The 20,581-nt window shown below is 60.3% G+C and carries 16 protein-coding genes; 10 read left to right on the top strand and 6 right to left on the bottom strand.

Annotation, left to right across the window (positions count from 1 at the left end; genetic code table 11):
- Positions 1-52: 52 nt before the first annotated feature.
- Positions 53-1,435 carry an extracellular solute-binding protein gene (locus PV407_RS22485; RefSeq protein ID WP_332092241.1) on the bottom strand — a complete coding sequence of 461 codons (1,383 nt, stop codon included), beginning with the start codon at positions 1,433-1,435 and terminating at the stop codon, positions 53-55.
- A 182-nt stretch (positions 1,436-1,617) separates the two neighbouring features.
- Between PV407_RS22485 and PV407_RS22480 the strand changes: the two genes are divergently transcribed.
- Positions 1,618-4,878: an OmpL47-type beta-barrel domain-containing protein gene (locus PV407_RS22480; RefSeq protein ID WP_332092240.1), complete on the top strand. Its 3,261-nt coding sequence runs from the start codon at positions 1,618-1,620 to the stop codon at positions 4,876-4,878.
- 271 nt (positions 4,879-5,149) lie between these two features.
- Here PV407_RS22480 and PV407_RS22475 read toward each other — a convergent pair whose 3' ends face one another.
- Positions 5,150-6,439, bottom strand: a complete 1,290-nt coding sequence (locus tag PV407_RS22475; protein ID WP_332092239.1) for an aspartate aminotransferase family protein — start codon at positions 6,437-6,439, stop codon at positions 5,150-5,152.
- Between the two features lie 322 nt (positions 6,440-6,761).
- On the opposite strand from PV407_RS22475, the gene PV407_RS22470 reads away from it, so the two are divergent.
- The 8 genes from PV407_RS22470 to PV407_RS22435 all read left to right on the top strand — a co-directional run bounded on the left by PV407_RS22470 (position 6,762) and on the right by PV407_RS22435 (position 17,243).
- Positions 6,762-7,526 carry an SDR family NAD(P)-dependent oxidoreductase gene (locus PV407_RS22470; RefSeq protein WP_332092238.1) on the top strand — a complete coding sequence of 255 codons (765 nt, stop codon included), beginning with the start codon at positions 6,762-6,764 and terminating at the stop codon, positions 7,524-7,526.
- Between the two features lie 503 nt (positions 7,527-8,029).
- Entirely contained in the window at positions 8,030-8,839 is an 810-nt protein-coding gene (locus PV407_RS22465) for an IclR family transcriptional regulator (RefSeq protein WP_332092236.1), read from the top strand.
- Between the two features lie 87 nt (positions 8,840-8,926).
- Complete coding sequence (locus PV407_RS22460; RefSeq protein ID WP_332092235.1) at positions 8,927-9,760, top strand: amidohydrolase family protein; 834 nt, start codon at positions 8,927-8,929, stop codon at positions 9,758-9,760.
- Positions 9,761-9,794: 34 nt separating this feature from the next.
- On the top strand, positions 9,795-10,955 hold the full coding sequence (locus PV407_RS22455) for a Gfo/Idh/MocA family protein (protein ID WP_332092234.1): 1,161 nt from the start codon (positions 9,795-9,797) through the stop codon (positions 10,953-10,955).
- A 143-nt stretch (positions 10,956-11,098) separates the two neighbouring features.
- Entirely contained in the window at positions 11,099-13,432 is a 2,334-nt protein-coding gene (locus tag PV407_RS22450) for a helix-turn-helix domain-containing protein (RefSeq protein WP_332092233.1), read from the top strand.
- 267 nt (positions 13,433-13,699) lie between these two features.
- The gene (locus tag PV407_RS22445; RefSeq protein WP_332092232.1) at positions 13,700-14,674 is read left to right on the top strand and encodes an ABC transporter permease; all 975 of its coding nucleotides are present in this window, start codon (positions 13,700-13,702) and stop codon (positions 14,672-14,674) included.
- Positions 14,675-14,701: 27 nt separating this feature from the next.
- Positions 14,702-15,571 (top strand): carbohydrate ABC transporter permease, encoded by an 870-nt coding sequence (locus PV407_RS22440; protein ID WP_332092231.1) that lies wholly within the window; start codon positions 14,702-14,704, stop codon positions 15,569-15,571.
- A 94-nt stretch (positions 15,572-15,665) separates the two neighbouring features.
- Positions 15,666-17,243: an extracellular solute-binding protein gene (locus PV407_RS22435; RefSeq protein ID WP_332092230.1), complete on the top strand. Its 1,578-nt coding sequence runs from the start codon at positions 15,666-15,668 to the stop codon at positions 17,241-17,243.
- 173 nt (positions 17,244-17,416) lie between these two features.
- Here PV407_RS22435 and PV407_RS22430 read toward each other — a convergent pair whose 3' ends face one another.
- Both PV407_RS22430 and PV407_RS22425 read right to left on the bottom strand, forming a co-directional pair.
- The gene (locus PV407_RS22430; protein WP_332092229.1) at positions 17,417-17,647 is read right to left on the bottom strand and encodes a hypothetical protein; all 231 of its coding nucleotides are present in this window, start codon (positions 17,645-17,647) and stop codon (positions 17,417-17,419) included.
- Positions 17,648-17,727: 80 nt separating this feature from the next.
- Complete coding sequence (locus PV407_RS22425) at positions 17,728-17,898, bottom strand: hypothetical protein (protein WP_332092228.1); 171 nt, start codon at positions 17,896-17,898, stop codon at positions 17,728-17,730.
- Positions 17,899-18,146: 248 nt separating this feature from the next.
- Between PV407_RS22425 and PV407_RS22420 the strand changes: the two genes are divergently transcribed.
- Positions 18,147-18,539, top strand: a complete 393-nt coding sequence (locus PV407_RS22420; RefSeq protein WP_332092227.1) for a hypothetical protein — start codon at positions 18,147-18,149, stop codon at positions 18,537-18,539.
- A gap of 10 nt (positions 18,540-18,549) precedes the next feature.
- Here the strand turns inward: PV407_RS22420 and PV407_RS22415 are convergent, their stop codons facing one another.
- Complete coding sequence (locus PV407_RS22415; RefSeq protein ID WP_332092226.1) at positions 18,550-19,455, bottom strand: DMT family transporter; 906 nt, start codon at positions 19,453-19,455, stop codon at positions 18,550-18,552.
- Between the two features lie 152 nt (positions 19,456-19,607).
- Complete coding sequence (locus tag PV407_RS22410; protein ID WP_332092225.1) at positions 19,608-20,423, bottom strand: hypothetical protein; 816 nt, start codon at positions 20,421-20,423, stop codon at positions 19,608-19,610.
- Positions 20,424-20,581 lie beyond the last annotated feature (158 nt).

Genomic DNA, 20,581 nt, shown 5'->3' with positions numbered 1-20,581 from the left:
CGGGCTGTTCGACTCGCCGGGTCGAGCGGCCCGTCTTTTTTTGCGCTCCGTTTCAATCCGCCCGCAGGATGGCCTCGATTTTCCCGCGCATGCCGATCTCGCTTTGCAGCTTCGCCCAATACAGGTTCGCTTCTTTCATGATCGCGTCCATCTGCGGGGCGGTCAAACCGAGGTCGGTGAACAGGCGCATGTACGGGACCATGTCCAAATACGACATGTACCCCGGCGGGCGGTATATCGTCTCCGCGCCGGTCCGTTCCGCGGCTTGCCGTAAGGCGGGGATGCTCAGCGTTTTGGCGCGTATATCCGTCTGGGCGTTCGCGGACAGCAAATAGTCGGCGAACTTCCGCGCGGCGCCGGCCGATTCCGACCGTTTGTTCACGGCGAGGCCGATCGTCATCATAATCGTCGCCGGCTCGCGCAGCACCGGCAGCGGCGCGATATCGAAGCGGACGTCCGATTCGCGGAGGCGGTTCATCGCCATGTAGGAAGACAATATGACCGAAACTTTGCCCTGCGCGAACAGCTCTTCGGCGTCGGCGTCGCTCCCGGACAAAAACGTCGGAAACGTATTCGGCGCGTAGATGATTTCCCGGCATACGTTCAAACCGTTCATGATCGCGTCGATCGAGCTCTCGCGTCCGGACGCCGCGTCGGCGCCCAAGCCGCCGCTTTGCATGACGAACACCGGCCAGCGGTTTTTCGAATGGAGGAAAAAATAGAAGCCGAACCGCTCGTTCTCGACCGTCAGCCGCGCCGCGTCTTCCGTGAGCCGCTCCCAGCTGTCCGGGCGGTACGGATCGGGCAAGCCGGCGGCCCGCAGATGGTCGCGGTTGTAGCACAGGACGAGCGGGGAGAAGACGAACGGCCGGACGTACAGCTTGCCGCCCGACGAGAACGCGTCGGCGAGAAACGGATAATAGGCGTCGTCGTCCCGCTCGCACTCGAGCAGCAAGTCGAGGCGGCCGTTTCTGCAAAAGTCGTGGAAGTTGTTGTAGTTCATCGCCACGATGTCGATCAACCCGGTCTCCAAATACGCTTTGACCGTCTCGTAATATTTGTCGAAGGCGATCGGGATCGGCTGCACGTGGATGGCCGGATGGTCGCGGTGAAATTGGCGGACGAGGGCGCCCAGCTCCGCGTCGCGGTCCAGCGAGGACGGGTAGCCGAACCTCAGACCGACCGGACGGTCCGGAAGCGGCTCCGCCACCCGGTTGCCGATACGGGCGATTTTCTCGATCAAGCCTTCGCGGACTAAAGCGCCGAGCCCGACGCGTACGAGCTTGTTGCTGAGCAGAAACTGCTTGGACAATTCCCGCTCGGTCGGCAAAAAATCCCCCGGACGCCGCTTGCCGGCGATTATGTCGCCGCGCAGCGTGTGGATCATATGCTCCAGTCGGAGTCGGGCCGTTTTGCGGCTCGGTTGGTCGGTCATGCGAATCGGTCCTTTTCCCGCCCGCTTACGGGCGCGGTTTGCTGTATTCATTTTACAAACAGTCGGCCGCCCGTTCAACTCGGTGCGGACTAAATGCGCGAACTCGTATTGACACTTCGCGTTTATTGTATTTATGATAAGTTGTGAGTCACGGGTGAGTCAAAAAAGGGGGATGAGGATGTATGGGGAAAAGCCGCTTTCGAAAGGCGATCGCCGGGATGGCGCTGTTCGGCCTGGCCGCCGGACTCGTACCGGCACCCGCCGCGTTCGCCGCCGATTCGTCCGCGCCGCCGGCCGTTCGCAACGCCGGATTCGAGGAGCCGCGGTTCGGCCCGGCGGTTCCGGGATGGACGCAGACGTTCGGCGTCGGGGAAAGCGGGATGAGCTTCGGCGTCACGTCCGCGCAAGCGTACGAAGGAACGAGCAGCCTGCTGCTCGACGACGCGAACGGCGCGAAAGCGCTCGGACTGGAAAGCGATCCGTTTCCCGTCGTTCCCGGTGCGAGCTACTCGGTATCGGCCATGATGAAAGTTGAAAACGGTTCCATGGCGATTTACATCCGGTTTTTCGACGCGGCGGGCGTCAAAGTCGGCGAATCGAGCAGCTTCATTACGCAGACGAACGGCGGCTGGACGAAAAACGCGACGTCGACGGTCGTCCCGGCGAACGCGGCGACCGGAACCGTACTTTTGTATTCTTCCGCCGCGGGGATCACGCGCGGATATGCAGATCGGGTGGGGATCGAGTTGAATCGGATCGGAACGTTCGAACATATCGGCGGCGTCGTGAAAGGAACGATCAACGAAGACAGCGCGATCGGCATCGAAGACGGCAAGCCGGTCATGTACACGGTGTTCAAAGGGCGGGGGGAGGTGCCGACCGTCTTCGCGGTCATCGACGCGGCTTCGCGCGGCGTGCTGCGCACGTACCCGATGCCGGGCGTGGAAGCGGCCTGGGGCGTCAAAGTCGCGAGCGACGGTCAAGTGTACGTCGGCACCCATTATGACGGCGGATTGTACCGCTATGCCCCGAACGGCAAAACGTTCGGGTACATCGGGCGGTTCGGCGCCGAAACGCACGTGTTTTCCCTGGTTGCCGGCCCGGCGGGCAAAATGTATGCCGGTACGTACCCGGGCGGCAAGCTGTTCGAGTACGATCCCGCGGACGGAACGATCCGCGATCTCGGGTCGTTCGATCCGGAGCAAAAATACGTTCGCTCGCTCGCCTACGACGCCCGGCGGGACGTTCTGTACGTCGGCGTCGGGGGAACGAAGAGCCGCATTTACCGGCTGAATCCGGACGGAAGCCGGACCGAGCTGCTTGCCGGCTCCATTCCGGGCGGCGGCGACGCGTACGCGTGGCCGTACGGCATGGAATTCGCCGAGGACCGGCTGTTCGTCAAGTTTTCGAACGGCGACCTGCTCGTCATGCGGGGGGACGACAATGCCGTCGAATACTTCGATCCGGCGGGCCTCGACATTCATTCGGAACGGGTGACGGCGATTCCCGGCCAGCCCGGAAAGGTGCTGTACTCGAACAGCGGCCACCTGTACGCCTACGACGTGCAGACGCGCACGTCGACGCAGCTTAAGACATTAGCGGGCGGAGTCAATTTCCACGAAGGCAAATTCGTCGATCTCGGCAGCCCGGATTGGCCCGGCCTTACGTTCGTCGCGGGGGGCAAGTTCGGCAACGTTATTCATTACAATATGACGACCGGCCGGGCGGAAGTGAAGCTGTCCGGGTACGAAGGGGCGCCGACGCTCATTCAGAGCATCCATCAAGGTCCGGAGGGCAGCATGTACGTCGCCGGTTACATGGCCGGGTTCACGTCCTACGATCCGGTTACGGGCGCCGTTTCCGAAACCGAGGATCTCGGCCAGATCGAATCGTCCGCCGTCCGGGGCGGCAAAATGCTGATCGGCGCGTACGCGGGCGCACGCATTCTCGAATACGACCCGAGCCAGCCGTGGTCGGGCAGCAACCCGCGGCAGCTGTTCGATCTGCGCGCTTACGGACAGGACCGCCCGTTCGCGATGGCGTACGCCGAAGACAAAGATTTGCTGTTCGTCGGCACGGTGCCGAACTCGACGTCGCTTCAGGGCGCGCTCGCGGTGTACGATTTCGCCTCCAGGAAGCTGGACGTGTTCCGCAATATCGTGCCGAACCAAAGCGTCGTTTCGATGGCGTACAAAGACGGCCTGCTTTACGTCGGCACGACCGTTTACGGCGGACTCGGCACGAGCGGACCTGCGGAAACGAACGCCAAGCTGTTCGTCTTCGATCCGGCGACGAAGCGGAAGCTGTTCGAGACGGTGCCGGCGACCGGCCGAAAAGGGGTAACCGGACTTGCGGTCGGGCCGGACGGCCTGATCTGGGGCGTCGCCGAGGATACGATTTTCAAATTCGACCCGGCGACGCGGCAGTTTACGTACAAGGCGGCCAAGCTGAGACGGTATAAGGACGGCACCGTTTGGACGTACGCGTTTTTGCAAACCGGCGCGGACGGCAACGTGTACGGCACGTCGCGCGGCCAGTTTTTCACGATCAAGCCGGATACGATGGAATTCGTGCTGCTGAACAGCTCGTTCGGCAACTATTTGAACCGCGACCGGTTCGGCAACTTGTACTTCTCCGACAACAATTCGGATTTGTGGAAATATACGCCGCCGGCCGAGGAAGCGCCGGATACCGCCGCGCCGGTTACGACGGCCGAACTGTCGCCGCAGGCGCCGAACGGGGCGAACGGCTGGTATGCGTCTCCCGTTGCGCTGAGGCTCGAGGCGGCGGACGATACGTCCGGCGTTTCCGGTTCGGTTTACAGCACGGACGGCGGCGCGGTTTGGCGGACGTACGGCGGGCCGGTCGTGTTCGACGTCGACGGCGCGTACGACGTGCTGTACCGTTCCGCGGATCGGGCCGGCAATACGGAAGAGGCGAAATCGGTATCGTTTCGCATCGACCGGACGCCGCCCGCGGTCGGATTGAACGTACGGCCGCATTCGGCCTATCTCGATTCGGAACGGATCGGGCTGAACGTGTCGGTCGCGGACGCCTTGTCCGGCGTCGACCGTTCGCGCACGGCCGTTACGCTCGACGGTCAGCCGATCGCGGCCGACGCCTCCGTCGACCTGGCGGCGCTGCCGCTCGGCCCGCACGTCTTCCAGGCGACGGCGGCCGACATGGCGGGCAACGTCGCGAGCGTGACGGTCCCGTTCCGGATCGAAACGAACGGCCCGTCCGTGCTCGCGTTGATCGACCGTTTCGCGGCGGACGGCTCGATCGCGGTCGGCGGCATCGCGAACAGCCTGCGCAGCCAGCTTCTCGGCGGCGAGCTGCAAGCGATGCTGAATCATTTGGAAGCGCAGCGCGGCAAGCATATATCGGCCGCGGCGGCGGATCTATTGATCCGCGACGTACGCGCGCTGCTGCAGCCGAAGTAAGCCGCGGCCGCTGCGTTGTTGGCGGGCCGGAGCGCCAGCTTGTCCGCGCTTCGGCCGGTCCCGCATAAAAAGACGCCCCATTCCCGCCGTCGGGCGGATTTGGGGCGTCTTTCCGTTTTTTTTCGCGTGCGGTTCGTGCGGGCCGCCGGCCGGGCGGCTGAGCGGCCGACGGCCTGAGCCGGCCCGAACCCGGCATGAACTCGGCATGAACTCGGCATGAACCCGGCCTCCAAGCCTGTTCCGGCACGTCCGCGTTTGTCTTCATTCCGGCTTACTTGCCGGTCATTTCCTTCAATACGGCTTCGATCGCTTCCAGCGTAATGTCGACTTCCTTGTCGGTATGGCTGTAGCTGAGATGGTTCCGCTTCAAGTTCATCGGCATTTTGTAAATGCCTTTCTCGATCATCTTTTTCCGGTACGTCACGTAAAATTCCGCGTCGTTATGCTGCAGGTCGGTGTAGTTTTTCGGCTCGAAATCCATGAAGTAGGTCGTCCACGTCGAGCCGAAGCCGGCAACGTACGCCTTGATGCCGAGACGGTCGACGATGCCGCGAATTTCCGTGCGCATCCGGTCGCCGAGACGGAAAATATGCTCGTGAACCGGCTCGTTCTCCATCACTTCGATCGTCGCGATGCAGGCGGCGGTGCCTACGGCATGGCCGTTGTACGTGCCCGCGAACCAAACGTCGCCGCCCGGCTGCGTGTTGAACCGCTGCATATATTCTTTTTTGCCCGCCACGGCCGCGATCGGGAAGCCGTTCGCCATCGCTTTGCCCATCGTCGTCAAGTCCGGCGTTACACCGGCCACCTTTTGATAGCCGCCGATGTTGTGACGGAAGCCGGTGATCACTTCGTCGAAGATGAGCAGCGCGCCGTTCGCGTCGCACAGCTCGCGCAGCCCTTCCAGGAAGCCGGGCTGCGGCATGATGATGCCGATGTTGTGCGGAATCGGCTCGAGAATGATGCAGGCGATTTGGCCTTTGTTTTCATGAAAAGTGCGCTCCACGTCGTCCAGATCGTTGAACGTGCAGACGAGCGTATTGTCGATCGCTTCCTCGAGCATGCCGGCCGAGCCGGGATCGCGCTTGCCGATTTTGTCCCAGGAGCTGAGCATGTTGCGGGCGACGTAGTCGTGCCAGCCGTGGTAGCAGCCTTGGAATTTGATCAGCTTTTGCCGTCCGGTCACGCCGCGGGCGAGACGAATCGCGTGGAACGTCGCCTCCGAGCCGGAGTTGGCGAACAGCACCTGCTCGGCGGAAGGAACGTGCGTCGTAATTTTGCGGGCCGCCTCGATTTCCAGATCGGTCGTGCCGACGCCGTACATGTCGGTTTTGCTCAGCGCTTCGATGACTTTATTGTTGACGTAAGGGTAATTATGGCCGAGAATGTAAGGGCCGAACGCCGCCTGATAGTCGATGAATTTGTTGCCGTCGGCGTCGTAAATGTAGGCGCCTTCCCCTCTCGTAAAGACGTGGAACGGTTCTACGTTTCTCGTAGCCGAATGAACGCCTCCCGGCGTATATTTGTTCGATTCCTCGCGAAGTTTAGCGCTGTTCGTCATGTCGCCCCTCCAAAGTTCAATATACTAAATACGATTCAATAAGTTGATTATATGGCGACATTTATCCCGAAGTCAACCCGCATATTCGGTCCGCGCCACATTTCCGTATCGGTCGCAAGCATTGACAATGAAAAAAGGATTCCACTATTATTATAGTGAATATTGTTCATTATATTAAAATGAGTCTTTTCGAGATGTCGGCGACAAGCTCGGGATCGAAGCCGGTGGCGAGGAGCCAATTTCCGCTTCATGCCGGAACGGCTTCCTCTCGCGGCCGGCTTGTTCCCGGATCCCGACATTACATGCGCGAGAAGGAGTCCATATGAAACTAACCGGTAAAAAAGCGCTCATTACGGGCAGCGCTCAAGGGATCGGCCTGGGTATCGCGGAAACGTTTTTGCGCGAAGGCGCGGACCTGTTTTTGCTCGACGTCCGAAGCGCGCAGCTGCGGGAAACGGCCGAATCGCTCCGCAAGCGTACGGCCGCGCGGATCGAATACGCCGTATGCGATTTGAGCGACTTGAACGCGGCGAAGGCCGCGGCGGAGGACGCTTGGTCGCGGATGGACGGCATCGACATTTTGATCAACAACGCCGGCATCGCGTTTCGCGAGCCGTTCGCGGACATTTCGCTCGAGCGCTGGACGAAGATCATGGACGTCAACGTCAATTCGATGTTCGTGCTGAGCCAGGTGATCGCCGGCAACATGGTCGCGCGCGGAACGGGCGGAGCGATCGTCAATATGACGTCGAAAAACGGCCTCGCCGGCAGCTCGATGCTGGCGCATTACAACGCATCCAAAGGCGCGGTCGTGCTGCTGACGCAGTCGATGGCCGTGGAGCTGGCGCCGCACGGCATTCGCGTCAACGGCGTCGCCCCGGGCTTTATCGACACGCCGCTCGACCGGAAGCTGAAGGAGCGGGACAGCTCGCTCAACTTGACCGCGCGCACGCCGATGGGACGGCTCGGTACCGTCGACGAGGTTGCGAACGCGTTTTTGTTCCTCGCCTCCGACGACGCTTCCTATATTACCGGCGTCACGCTGCCCGTGGACGGCGGCCATTTGGCCAACGCGAGCGAGCTGTAGGCGAGCCGGCGGGGTACGAGCCGCCGCGCTTCCAGGCCGCCGTTATCGCCGGTTGCAAAGTCGAGGCTTCGGATGCATCGTTTAAATAACGGAAACGATTTCCTTTATTTAAACGAAATATTGGTAAGCGCCACACGTAACGGAATCGCGTCCCGTTTTTGCGCCGATTGAGCGGCGTAACCGGGAAAATCGGCATATGAACGGAACGGCGTTCCGCTATCGTCGGGAGATGATCGGGAAATACGGCGATAGCGGAAATCGGTTTAAATCGGTTCCGTTATTGCCGGATCGGATCCTCGTGCGGCCCGGCTTTGATTCGAATCGCAATCGCGAGTATCAGAGTTCCCGAGCAATGGAACTCCTGAGCACTGGGGTTTCCGAGCAACGGAGCTTCGGATCATAGAAGTTCCGGGGCATCGCAGTTCCGAAGCGCCGGGATTCCGGCTCAATCGGACGCCGCTCGTTGTGGATTTGCCATTCGCCAATAGAAAGGAGGAATCGCGTTGAAGAAGCAGCCGAAAGAATATTCGGTTCCCGCGATCGACAAAACGGTGGCGATTTTGAACGCGCTCACCGAGCAGCAGCTGTCGATCCAGGAAATTCATACGACGCTGAACGTGCCGAAGTCGACCGCTTTCGTCATTTTGAACACGCTGGAGCAGTATTCGCTCATCCAGAAAAGTCCGGAAGGCAAATACCGGCTCGGACACGGCGTGCTGCGCTGGGGAATCGGCTATATGAAGTCGATGGATCTCGTCGCCGTCGCCAGACCCCATCTCGAGAAGCTCGTCGCCGATACGCCGTATACGGCCCATCTGGCGGTCGCGGAGAAAGACAAGCCGGTGTACGTGGATAAAGTCGAAGGCGGGGGGTTCGTCCGGTTCGCGACGAAAATCGGCCAAGTGCAGCCGCTCCATATGTCCGGCGTCGGCAAGGCGATCGCGTCGGGGATGACCGACGACGAAATCGCCGGCGCGCTGGCGGCCGAGCTGGAGGGCGCATCGGATAAACTCGACCGGGCGCTCGCCAAGCTGATGGACGACGTCCGGTACGTGCGCCAATACGGCTATTCGATCGAGGACGAGGAGTTCGAGGAAGGCATCCGCTGCATCGGCGCTCCGATCCGGAACGAGAACGGGCAAGTATTCGCCTCGATCAGCATCACGTCGCTGAACAAAGATTTGCCGGCGACGAAATACCAGCAAATCGGCGAAGCGGTCAAACAGACAGCCGATCGCATATCCGCCGAGCTCGGTTACTTGCAGCCGCCGACGCCGGCGAAGCCGCTGCCGAAGCAGGGCGGTGCCCGCTGACCGGCGAACCGGCCCGGCACCGCCGTACCAATCGTCGGAAAGCCGACGGATCCGCGCGATCGAGCGCCCAAGAAAGGCGTGAACGGTATGATCTTCGATTGCCATACGCATTTGTTTCTTCCCGGGCAGGTCGGCGGCGCGTGGGGCGCGGCCGCGAAGCGCGCCTGGAACATGGAAGTGATCGCGACCCCGGAGCAGCACGAAGCTTGCGTACGCGGCTTCGACGGCGCGATCGTGCTGGCGTTCGACGCTCCGGCGACCGGCTGCCTCGTGCCGAACGAGGATGTGGCCCGGTACGTCGCGACCGCTCCGGGCAAGCTGTTCGGCTTCGCCAGCGTCGATCCGAACCGGCCGGACGCGCCGAGGCTGCTGGAGGAAGCGGTCAAGGAGCACAAGCTGTGCGGACTGAAAATCGCACCGATCTACCAAAACTTTTACCCGAACGACCCGAAGCATTACGCGCTCTACGCGAAGGCGAACGAGCTGAAGCTGCCGATCATGTGGCACCAGGGAACGTCGTTCGTGCCGGAAGGCTATCTCGACGCGTCGCGTCCGGTCGAGCTCGATCCGATCGCGAGAACGTTTCCCGATCTGAAAATGATCATCGCGCATATGGGCCACCCGTGGATCGACGAATGCATTTCGGTCGTCCGCAAAAATACGAACGTTTACATGGATTTGTCCGCGCTGGGCTCCAGACCTTGGCAATTTTATAATGCGCTCGTATCGGCGATCGAATACGGCGTGGCGCACAAAATATTGTTCGGCTCGGACTTTCCGTTTTTCACGACGCAACAAACGATCGATTCGCTGCGGAGCGCGGGACGGTTCGCCGTAGGAACGCCGCTTCCGCCGATCGAAGACGACGTGATCGAATCGATCATTCACCGCAATACGCCCGAGCTGCTCGGTCTCGTGTAGCGGGCACAACCAATCAGGACGGAGCTGATCCAAGGTGACGTTAAAAGTAGGCATTGTCGGCGCCCGAGGGCTGAGCAACCTGCTCGGCTTCCGCGCTATCCCCGGCGTCGAAGTGACGGCGCTGTGCGACCTTCACGAAGGGCTGCTGAAGGAGCAGGCGGCGAAGTTCGGCATTCCGCGCACGTACCGCATCTATGAAGACATGCTCGAATCCGATCTCGACGCCGTCGTCATCTCGACGCCGATGCAGCTTCACGTCCAGCAGACGATTCAAGCGCTCGAAGCCGGCAAGCACGTCATGTGCGAGGTGACGGCCGGCGTGACGATGGACGAGCTGTGGTGGCTCAAGGAAGCGGTCGAGAAGCATAGCGACAAAGTGTACATGTTCGCGGAAAACTACTGCTACATTCCGACGAACCAGCTGATCGCCAACATGGTGCGCCAAGGCGTATTCGGCGACATTTACTTCGGCGAGGGCGAATATTTGCACGACGTCAAGCATTTGGCCTACGGCTACAACCGGCGCGTTCCCGGCGAGCAGACGACCGCCGGCAAAACGTCCTGGCGCAACTACTGGCAGTTCGGCAAGCGCGGCATGTTTTACCCGACGCACAGTTTGGGGCCGGTCATGCAGTGGTTCAAGGGGGACCGGATCAAGTCGGTCGCGACGTTCGGAACGGGATGGCATACGGCTCCGCAGTTCCGTCAGGAGGATACGTCGATCACGATGTGCCAGCTCGAAAGCGGCAAGCTGATCAAGCTGCGTCTCGACTGCGTCTCGAACCGTCCGCATAACGGGGCGTACTATACGCTGCAGGGGACGAAGGCGTGCTACGAAGCGCCGCGCGGGCTCGGCGACCAGCACAAAATATACGTCCAGCAGGACGGCGAGCATCCGGACAAAGCCGAATGGCGTCCGCTGTCCGACTTCAACGACCTGCTGCCGGAGCGGTACAAAAACGTGACCGAGGAGCAGCGCAGCGCCGGACATTGGGGCGGCGACTTCTTCATTGTGCAGGACTTCGTCGACGCGATCCGAACCGGCACGAAGCCGCCGATCGACGTGTACGACGCGTGCGAATGGACGGCGGTCGGCCTGCTGTCGGAGCTGTCGGTGACGAACGGCGGCCGGGTGATGGAGATGCCCGATTTCCGCAAAGCGAGCTCGTACAAGGAGCAGATCGTCCGGCTGTAAGGCCGGGGGAAGCGATATAGGGCTCTATTCCAGGCGCATGGGATTCCATGTGCCTGATGCGGCTTTGCCGGCTTCGGCGGCGGTTCGCCCGGCCGCGGGCCGCGCGCGCGTTTCGAATCGACGGTGCGGAAGGAGTGGCGGCCGTGAAGCTGCTGAACAAAATGAATAGCGTCTTTTACCGGCTGTTTTTTTCGTACGCCGCATTGCTGCTCGCGACGACGGCGGCCGTCGGGGCGACGTCGTACGTATTTTTCACGTCGAGCCTGAATGCGGAAGTGGAGAAGGTGCACGCCCGCATGCTGAGCCATACGGCCGACCAGCTGTCGGCGAACGTGCTCGGCAAAGCGCAAAAGCTGTATTTGGATCTCGCCACCCGTGCGGACGTCCGGTACTTTTTCGATAACCCGATACCCGGCCATTACGCCAAAATGAAAGGCGTCGCCGACGACCTGAAGGCGATCGCCGCGCTGTACCCGGACATCGTCGATTCGGTCGCCGTCTATTACCGCGACGAAAGGGCGGTCGTATCGTCGCTGCAGGGCGTTTCGTTTCTGGACAGCATTCCGGGCAAAGTCGCCGTCAGCACCGATTGGATCGAACGGGCGGACCGCGCCGATGCGCCGATGCTCTGGATCGAAACGCGCCGCGTCCCGGTCAACGTAAGCTCGGACGGCGCCGGCGCCGAGCTCGTCACGCTCGTCGGCGCGTATCCGTACAACTCCGCCGGCAGGTCGGCGAAAGGATATTACGCGGTCAACCTGAAAGCGGATGCAATCGCCGACCTGATCCGTATATCGGACGAGACGGACCGCGGGCAGCAATGGATCGTCGACCGGAGCGGCCATACGATCGCCTTCGGCAACTCCCGGCTTGGCGCCATGGCCGAAGAAAGCGCGGAGCCGCTCCGCGAGATCGGCGCGGCCGGGCAGGAACGCGGCAGCCTCAGCCGGACGCTGGGCGGCGTCGATTACTTGCTGACGTATACGACGCTGCCGTACAACGGCTGGAGGCTCATTCAGGCGACGCCGGTCGACGACTACAACAAAAACGCGACGGCGATTCAGCGCACGCTGCTGCTCATTTGCGTCGCCGCGATCGCGCTCGGGCTGATCGTGTCGCAGGCGTTGACGCTCGGCATGTACAGCCCGCTCAAGTCGCTCTTGCGCACGGTGAAGGGGATGTTCGAGCCGTCCGAGCCGCCGTCCGGAAAGCACGAAAACGAATATAAGGTGCTGGACCGGATCGTCAGCGGGCTTTCGGTCAAGGTGGGCGAGCTGGAAATGACGGTGCAGGAAAACGTGCCGATCATCCGGCACCATCTCGTGACCGGCTTGCTGAACAGCGGCATTGCCGGCCCCGAGGAGCTGGCGGAGCGGCTGCGTCTGCTGAAGATGAGCTGGCCGGAGCCGTACTCGTGCGCGCTCGTCGTCCGGCTGGACGATGCCGGTGCGCAGCCGCTCAGCGTCGGGGACGAGCAAATCGTCGTCTATTCGCTCGTGCGCGAGCTGGAGCAGGCGGCGGAATGCTTCGCGGGCTGCACGTGCACGGCCGTCGCCGCCTCGTCGAACGAAATATCGGCGATCGTGCGGGCCGGCGAACCGAATGAGCGGCTGCTCGCGGCACTTGCGGAAAAGCTGTTCGCGTATGCCGAGGAACGGTTTGGCGTACGACCTGCGGCCGCGTGGGGCAGATGGGTCGACCGGCCGCTTCGCCTGCACGAATCGTATGCGGATGCGCGAACGTGCTGGAAGTACCGGTATTTCATGCCGGAACGGAGGCTGTTCGCCTGGCCGGCATGCACGGAGCGGGAGAACAGCCGCGCCGAGCTGCCCGAGCGGCTGACCGACGAGTTCGCGGAAGCGCTGCGGGCGCGGGACGGTGAGCGGGTGCGCAGCCTCGTCGACGAGCTGACGGAGCGGATGGGGCGGGACCTCCTGTCCGCGGATTACTGCCACGAGAAGTGGAAGCAGTGGGTCGACGCATACCGGCAGTACGTGAAGCAGATGAACTTGAAGCTGACCGACGTCGTCGGCGAAGACTCGCTGGACCGGTTTCAGCGCATCGCGAATATTCGCGATTTTCGCGAGTGGCTGCTGGATGCGGTCCGGCAAACGTTCCGCTTCGTCGAGGAGCGCGGCCGCAGCCGCGGCAGCGAGTCGGTCGAGCGCGTGAAGGCATACGTCGAAGCGAACCTCGGCCGGGATATGAGCCTGCAGGTCGTCGCCGAATGCGTCCGTTTGCATCCCCGCTACTTGAGCCAGCTGTTCAAGGAGGAAACCGGAATCGGCTTCGTCGATTACGTCAACAAACGGCGGCTGGAAGCCGCCGCGCATCTGATCAAGACGTCCGATCTGAACGTCGAGCAAATCGCCGGGACCGTCGGCTTCAACACCCCGGCTTACTTTATCAAAAAGTTCAAGGAAGCGTACGGCGTCACGCCGAAAACGTACAAATTCAATTATACCGTTAATCCTTGATTCACCTAAAGCGCGCCCGGCAGGCCGAAAAGTCCCGTCGCCCCGGACGCGCTATTTGTATTGGAGCACGCGCCGCGTATCCGGTTCATCCCGCCGACTATTCGCGCATTTGCATCATCTGCATATCGTTTTGCCGGAAAAACCGGGAAATCTTGAACTTGTTTTATATTCTGCGTTATTTGCTATTGAGGCGCAACGGCGCGCTCGGCTATCGTAAAGGGCATGGCGAAGCGGCATGACACTATACGGAAAGGAGCGCATCACCGAATGAACCGCCTCGAAACGCAAACGGTTGCAAGCGGACCGGCGGCAGAGCGGCCGAAGCGCGGCGGGCGATTGACGAAATCGCTGCGCGGCTATTGGACGCACAAATATTTGACGCTGCTGTTTTTGCCGGCCGCGATCTATTACGCGATCTTTCATTACGTGCCGATTTACGGCGTGCTGATCGCGTTCAAAGACTACAAATTCAGCATGGGCATTATGGGGAGTCCGTGGGTCGGCTTCGATCATTTCCGCGAGCTGTTCACGCTCGGCAGCTTCTGGCAAGTATTCCGCAATACGGTGACGATCAGCCTGTACAAGCTTGTTTTCGGCTTTCCCGCGCCGATCCTGTTCGCGCTGCTGCTGAACGAAATCCGGCTGTCCGTCTTCAAAAAGTTCGTACAGACGGTCAGCTACTTCCCGCATTTTTTGTCGTGGGTCGTTCTCGGCGGGTTGGCCATCCAGTTTTTGTCCCCGTCTACCGGCCCGGTCAACCTGATCATGCAGTGGTTCGGGCTGAAGCCGGTCTATTTTCTCGGCAGCGCCGAATGGTTCCGCTCCGTGCTCGTCGTCACCGATATTTGGAAGGAGCTCGGCTGGGGAACGATCGTCTACTTGGCGGCGATCGCCGGCGTCAATCCCGAGCTGTACGAGGCGTCGACCGTCGACGGGGCGAACCGCTATCACCGGATGCGCTACATTACGCTTCCCGCCATGGTTCCGGTCATTACGATCATGCTCATTTTGTCGATCGGACGGCTCGTCAACGACGACTTCGATCAGGTGTTCAACCTGTACAACAACGCCGTCATGGAGGTCGGCGACGTGCTGAGCACGTACACGTACCGGATGGGGCTCGTCAACATGCAGTACAGCTTCTCGACCGCGGTCGGCCTGTTCAAAAACGTCATCGCGTTCGCGCTCGTGCTCGTGACGAACGCCGTCGCCAAAAAGTACAACGATTACGGATTGTGGTAAGTCCGCACCAAGAAAGGGGGAGCGAGAGTGAAGCTGGGCAAAGCGACCTGGTTCGACGTCGTCAACGGCTTGTTCATGATCGCCTTTTGCGTCTCGACGATATTTCCGTTCGCGCACCTGCTGTCGTTGTCGCTCAGCACCGGCAACGTGCCGCTGACGCAAATTCATCTCATACCGCCGGAGCTGACGCTCGCCAACTACAAAAAAGTGTTTACGAACGAATTCGTGCTGAGCGGCTTCGTCAATACGGTCGTCCGGACCGTCCTCGGGACGGCGCTGTCGCTGTGCGTCACCGTTTTCGCCGCGTATCCGCTGGCGAAGCGGTATTTCCCGCATCGGACGTTTTGGACCGGGTTCATCGTGTTTACGATGTTTTTCAGCGGCGGCCTTATCCCGAGCTACCTGCTCGTCAAAAATTTGGGGCTGATGAACAGCGTTTGGGCGCTCGTGCTGCCCGGTCTCGTCAGCGCGTTTTCGCTCGTCATCGCCCGCAACTTCTTCATGGCCGTACCGGAAAGCCTGGAGGAGTCGGCCAAAATCGACGGCGCGAACGACATCGTCATCCTGATGCGCATCGTCGTGCCGATTTCGATGCCGATCATCGCGACGCTGTCGCTGTGGATGGCGGTTTCCCACTGGAACGCCTGGTTCGACAGCATGATCTATATGACGGATCCGCACAAGCAGGTGCTTCAGGTCGTCATGCGCCGCATCGTGCTTCTCGGCACGAAAGACATGATGGACCTCAATACGCTGGACGATCCGAACATGCCGGTCAATCCGGAAACGATCAAAGCGGCGACGCTGATGGTTACGATCATTCCGATCGTCCTGTTTTACCCGTTTCTGCAAAAATATTTCGTCAAAGGCGTCCTTGTCGGCTCCTTGAAAGGGTAGACGCTTTGCGCGGGTTAAACGAGAGGGCCGATTCCGGGTCGGCCTTCGCGTTCATGCCATATACAATCAGAATCAACTCGGGAGGTCACGGTACATGAAGCAGCAGTTCAAAAAACGGTTGGTCGTCACGACGGCCGTATCGCTGGCGGTCGCTCTGGCTATAGCCGGCTGCGGCACGAAACCGAAGGAGACAAGCGGCGGCTCCGCCGACGGCGCGTCGAACCAGTATACGGTTTCGTGGGTGTCGGGCCAGTCGACTCCGGTCGACGCGAACGCCAAAATGATCAAGTATTGGAACGAGAAGCTCGGCGTCAAGCTGGACATTTGGAACATCGAATCGAAAAACTTTACGGAAATGATGAACTTGAAGTTCGCTTCCGGCGAAATTCCCGACCGGATGGTCGTAAACGGTTTCGCGACGCTGCAGCAGTACGTCAACCAGGATTTGCTGGCTGAAATTCCGCTCGACATGCTGAAAAAGTACGCGCCGAACGTGTACGCGAAAACCGAGAAGGAATTTCCGAACGCGTTCGAATACGCCAAAGTGAACGGCAAAATTTACGGCATTCCGAAGCTCGTCATGTACGACCGGTTCCGGAGCCCGATCGTCTGGAGAGGCGACTGGCTGAAAAACGTCGGCATCGACAAGCCGCCGGAAACGCTCGAAGAGTTCGAAAAGACGATTGCGAAGCTGGCGAACGAAGACCCGGACAAAAACGGCAAAAAAGATACGTACGGGTTGTCCGCATCGTCGCTGCCGCTCATCTACGGGGCGTTCGGCTATTTGCCGGACCGCTGGAGCGCGCGCGACGGCAAGCTCGTCTACGGCGCCGTGCAGCCGGAAATGAAGGACGCGCTGCAGCTGCTGAACAAATGGTACAAAGCCGGCCTGATCGATCCCGAGTTCATTACCGGCGAAAATACGGGCGGCTACTGGGCGCTGTCGCACGCGTTCATCAACGGCCGGATCGGCCTGACGAGCCTCGGCGCCTTCTACCACTGGAAGCCGCTGCTGTTCGAAGGCGATACCGCATCCCACGACTACGTCGAGCTGAAAAAAGTGAACCCGGCGGCCGCCGACGCCCTCGTGCACGGGCAGCCTCCGAAAGGGCCGAACGGCAAAATGGGCGCGCCGCAGGGCAGCATGCTGAACGGCAATTTCATCGCCTTCGGCAAGCAGCTGGCGAAAGATCCGGACAAGCTCGGCAAAGTGCTGCAAATGATCGATACGATCAGCGCTTCGTCGTACGAAAACTACGTGACGGCGATGTTCGGCATCGAAGGCGAAGACTGGACGTTCGACAAGGACAAAGTGCCGGTGCTGAAAAACAACATTTCGACTCAGGATTTGGAGAAGATGGGCGCCAACAACGTTATGGAATCGCTCGAGCTGCCGGAATTTTCTTCGATTTCGATGGCGAAGCGGAACAAATGGGCGTCGGACAACGGCTACGAGAAAGGCGGCATCCGCAACCAGCTGCTGACCGCTTTGCCGTCCCAGGCGAAATACCAGGCCGAGCTGCAAAAAATGCAGGATCAGACGTTCATTTCGATCATTACGGGCGACAAGCCGGTTTCCGAATTCGACGAGTTCGTCAAAAAGTGGAAAGCCGGCGGCGGCGAGCAAATGGAGAAAGAAGCGAACGAATGGTACGCCAGGCTGAAAAAGTAAGTCATCGAAGGCTTCGACGAACCGGCCCGTTACGGGCCGGTTTCGCTGCGTTTCGCGGCGGCGAAACGGTCGCGCCCATGCAAAAAAGGAGGGCTTGAGCCCTCCCGGATATTCCGCTTCATTCGGTTTGTCCGGACTCGGTTTGTCCGGAATCGTTCCGATGGTCGGCTTCGTCAGACGAGCAGGACGATGGCCAGCAAATCGAAAAGCACGAGCGGCAGTATGAACGGCGCGAAAATGCGGGTGCCGACTTTGCCTCCGCCTTTCCGCCTGCGCGGCGTTTTTTGCAAATAGACGTGCGTTTTCGTCACTTTGACGATTTTGCCGATATGCGTTTCCCCCGACATCGTGCGAACTTTGACTCTGCGATTCAGCATGGAACGTGCGGTTCCGAACATGACCATACGAACACCCCCTATCTACTTCCAGCATATGCCGAAAACGATAGATTGCGAGGGCGCTCGCCGTCCCGCCTAAGCGAAGTTCAGCGGTTCGGAACGGCGACCGCAAACCCTGCATGGAACGAGACGCCCGACCGCTCCGTCTTCGCCGGATGGATCGCATCATCCATCAGCCGAAGCGGATATCCCGCGTAAACGAAAACGCCCGCCGCGGGCACGGCGAACACGAGCGCGAGCGAGAGGACGATGCGCATTCGGCTTGCCGGCTTTGCCGTCCGCGACGGCGGGCGAGCTGCCGAAACGAGATTGCCTTGAATGCGCTCGTACAGCCTATGGAGACGAAACGAGAGGGCGAATGGTTGCAAAATAAAAGCCAGGCCGGGAACAGCTCCCGCGGCCTGACTCGATCACCGGCTGCGCCGTTCCGGCACTGCGCTTTGTTCAGATTGTGTACAGCCCCGTGCTTTATACTACTCCAAGATTTGACAAAGGGGCGATATTTATGGACAGCCGGAAACGCAGCAAGCTTGCGGACGGTGCGGTCGGACGGGCGGGAAGCTTGGAAGCCGTTCGGACGAATCCCGAAGCGGAATACATCATCAACGCCCGAGGCGGCATCGTTTATGCGGATATCGAGAAGCATGCGCTTTTGAAAATCCCGCAATCTTCCCGAGGCAGAATATACCACGTGCTTTCGGCCGGTCTCCATTACGTGTCGAAATACCCGATCGTTACGGTCGATATCGGAAGGACGGTCAAAGTATACAGACTCCCCGAAGATTTGAAAGAATGGGTGTTCCGCCAAAGACCGGCGGGTACGCCGAACGTCAAAAGTCTTCCCGCGGACGTCAGGTTCGGGTTCGACGGGACCCGCTACGTCGCCGATATTTTATGAACGCCGATGCTCAGACGCCCGCCGATTGCGCGCCGGATTTGGGCCGGACCGAACGGACGTTGGCCCAATAGACGCCGATCAAAATCAAGGCGCCTCCGGCAATTTGCGCCGGCTTGATCGGATCGCCCAGCACGAAATAGGCGACGACGATGGCGACGAACGGGGGAATGTTCATAAACATCGAGCTGGTCGACGCGCCGACCTGCGATATGCCCTGGTTCCACCAAAAGCCGGCGAGGCCTTGCCCGAAAATGGCGGCCGCCGCGAGCACGATCCACATCGTCGCGTGCGCGCTGACGTGCAGGTGACCCTGCACCCCTTCCATGACGGCGGCCGGCGTCATCAGCACCGTGCCCATGACCGTAGCCAGTATCGTAATGTCGTACGAAGCCATGATCTTCGACAGCTGGCGAATAAACAGCAGGCTGACGGACAGCGCCAGCATGGCGAGCAGCAAATAGACGTCGCCGTGGGAAATGCCGAGCGCCTTCCCGCCGAACAGCACGATCAGCGCCACGCCGATCAGCGCCAGCAGCGAGCCGACCAACTTGTTGACGGTGATCGTTTCGCCGAGAAACAGCCGGGCCAAAAAAATCGTCGCCACCGGCGATAACGCGATGATGAGCGAAGCGTTTCCCGCCGTCGATCCCTGCAGGCCGGTAAAGTAAAAAAATTGGTTCAGCAGCGTCCCGAAAAAGCCGGCGAACAAGAGCAGCAGCAGGCTGCGGCGGGACGGCTTTTTCATTTTGCCGCCGATGACCGCGACCGTAATTAAAAACAGCGACGTGAGCACGAGTCTCGAGTACGATAAAAAGATCGGGGAAAAATCTTTGAGCAAATAGGCGCTCGCCACGTAATTGAATCCCCACAGCAGCGATACGCCAAGCAGACGAAGCAATACGACGCGTTCTTTCACGTTTGCGGCAACCTCCACAGGCGATGGTAGCAAGTAATCATCCAAGTATAGCGCCGGGGCGCGAAACCCGTCAACGCAAAGAAACGGCCGAATTCGAGTGAATTCGGCTTTGTGCGCGCAACTTCCGCTGCCAGGTACGCCCTTCATTCGGTTCATCCCGCGATCGCGACCATTTGGAACACTTGCCGCCGGTCGCCGGCCAGCTTCGTTCGCTTCGTTTGCAGCTGCGATGAACCGTCCCCGTCGAGAAAGATGCCGTCGACGAGCCGGCCCGCGCCGAATTTCTCGACGATGGCGGAGCGGAATTGGCCGGCGGTGCAGGGCGTCGGCGTCACGATCAAATAGAGCCGGTTGTCGCGATCGTAGACGATGCCGGTGCGCATCCGGTTTTCGTCGTAGGCGGGCATTTGCTCGGCGATCATGCTCGCCGCAAACGAAGCTTCGTCGGTGACGTTCATGCTGACCCCGCCCTGCGCCCAAAACCGGCGCCGATCCGCAACGACGAGCTCGTCCGCCTCCAGGACGGTTTGAACGGAAAAGCGGCCGGCCGCTTCGTCCCAAACGAGCGTGCCGCGGCGCAGATGGCCGTCCACGCCGGTATTGTACCAGCCCGATCCGTAATCGCCGGGCGATCCTTTCAGCGGCGCGTCGTTCACGACGGCGATGCTCAGAAGCGAGCCCTCCCAGAAGAAGCCTCCGTTGACGCCGACATAAGGCGTCGCCGTCACGTTCGTATCGATCGCCTTCAGCTCGATTCGGTCGGGAGTCGTTTGAACGGTATGGAGCACCACGCCGTTGGAAGAATTCCATTTGTCGTACCGGTATGCGGCGGTTTTTTCCGAAGAATCGGGCATCCTCAGGAGAATGCCGAGTACGATGCCGACCAGCAGCAAGACGGCCAAGCCGATCCAATACGTGCGGGAACCGGGACGGCTGCGGAAACGAAGACGAACGACGACGACTCGCACAAGTTCACTCCTTGCCGGAAAAAGAATGATAGACGTTCTTGCTATCATTATACGAATCTTTCCCGGTCCTATGACAAAATAATGGCAGATTCGCAGGGAAGGCCGTTCCTTACAGCAAATCCAGCATTTAATTGTACGCCCGTCCGACATTATGAATT

Origin of the sequence: Paenibacillus sp. GYB003 (assembly GCF_036577625.1) — a bacterium.
Lineage (GTDB): Bacteria > Bacillota > Bacilli > Paenibacillales > NBRC-103111 > Paenibacillus_AB.
This window is presented reverse-complemented; position numbering and strand designations above follow the sequence as displayed.

Excerpts from the sequence above, each read along its gene's own strand:
- PV407_RS22470 (WP_332092238.1), top strand. The coding sequence starts at position 6,762 with ATGAAACTAACCGGTAAAAAAGCGCTCATTACGGGCAGCGCTCAAGGG.
- PV407_RS22435 (WP_332092230.1), top strand. The coding sequence starts at position 15,666 with ATGAAGCAGCAGTTCAAAAAACGGTTGGTCGTCACGACGGCCGTATCG.
- PV407_RS22430 (WP_332092229.1), bottom strand. The coding sequence starts at position 17,647 with ATGGTCATGTTCGGAACCGCACGTTCCATGCTGAATCGCAGAGTCAAA.
- PV407_RS22425 (WP_332092228.1), bottom strand. The coding sequence starts at position 17,898 with ATGCGCATCGTCCTCTCGCTCGCGCTCGTGTTCGCCGTGCCCGCGGCG.
- PV407_RS22475 (WP_332092239.1), bottom strand. The coding sequence starts at position 6,439 with ATGACGAACAGCGCTAAACTTCGCGAGGAATCGAACAAATATACGCCG.
- PV407_RS22480 (WP_332092240.1), top strand. The coding sequence starts at position 1,618 with ATGGGGAAAAGCCGCTTTCGAAAGGCGATCGCCGGGATGGCGCTGTTC.
- PV407_RS22485 (WP_332092241.1), bottom strand. The coding sequence starts at position 1,435 with ATGACCGACCAACCGAGCCGCAAAACGGCCCGACTCCGACTGGAGCAT.
- PV407_RS22460 (WP_332092235.1), top strand. The coding sequence starts at position 8,927 with ATGATCTTCGATTGCCATACGCATTTGTTTCTTCCCGGGCAGGTCGGC.
- PV407_RS22420 (WP_332092227.1), top strand. The coding sequence starts at position 18,147 with ATGGACAGCCGGAAACGCAGCAAGCTTGCGGACGGTGCGGTCGGACGG.
- PV407_RS22445 (WP_332092232.1), top strand. The coding sequence starts at position 13,700 with ATGAACCGCCTCGAAACGCAAACGGTTGCAAGCGGACCGGCGGCAGAG.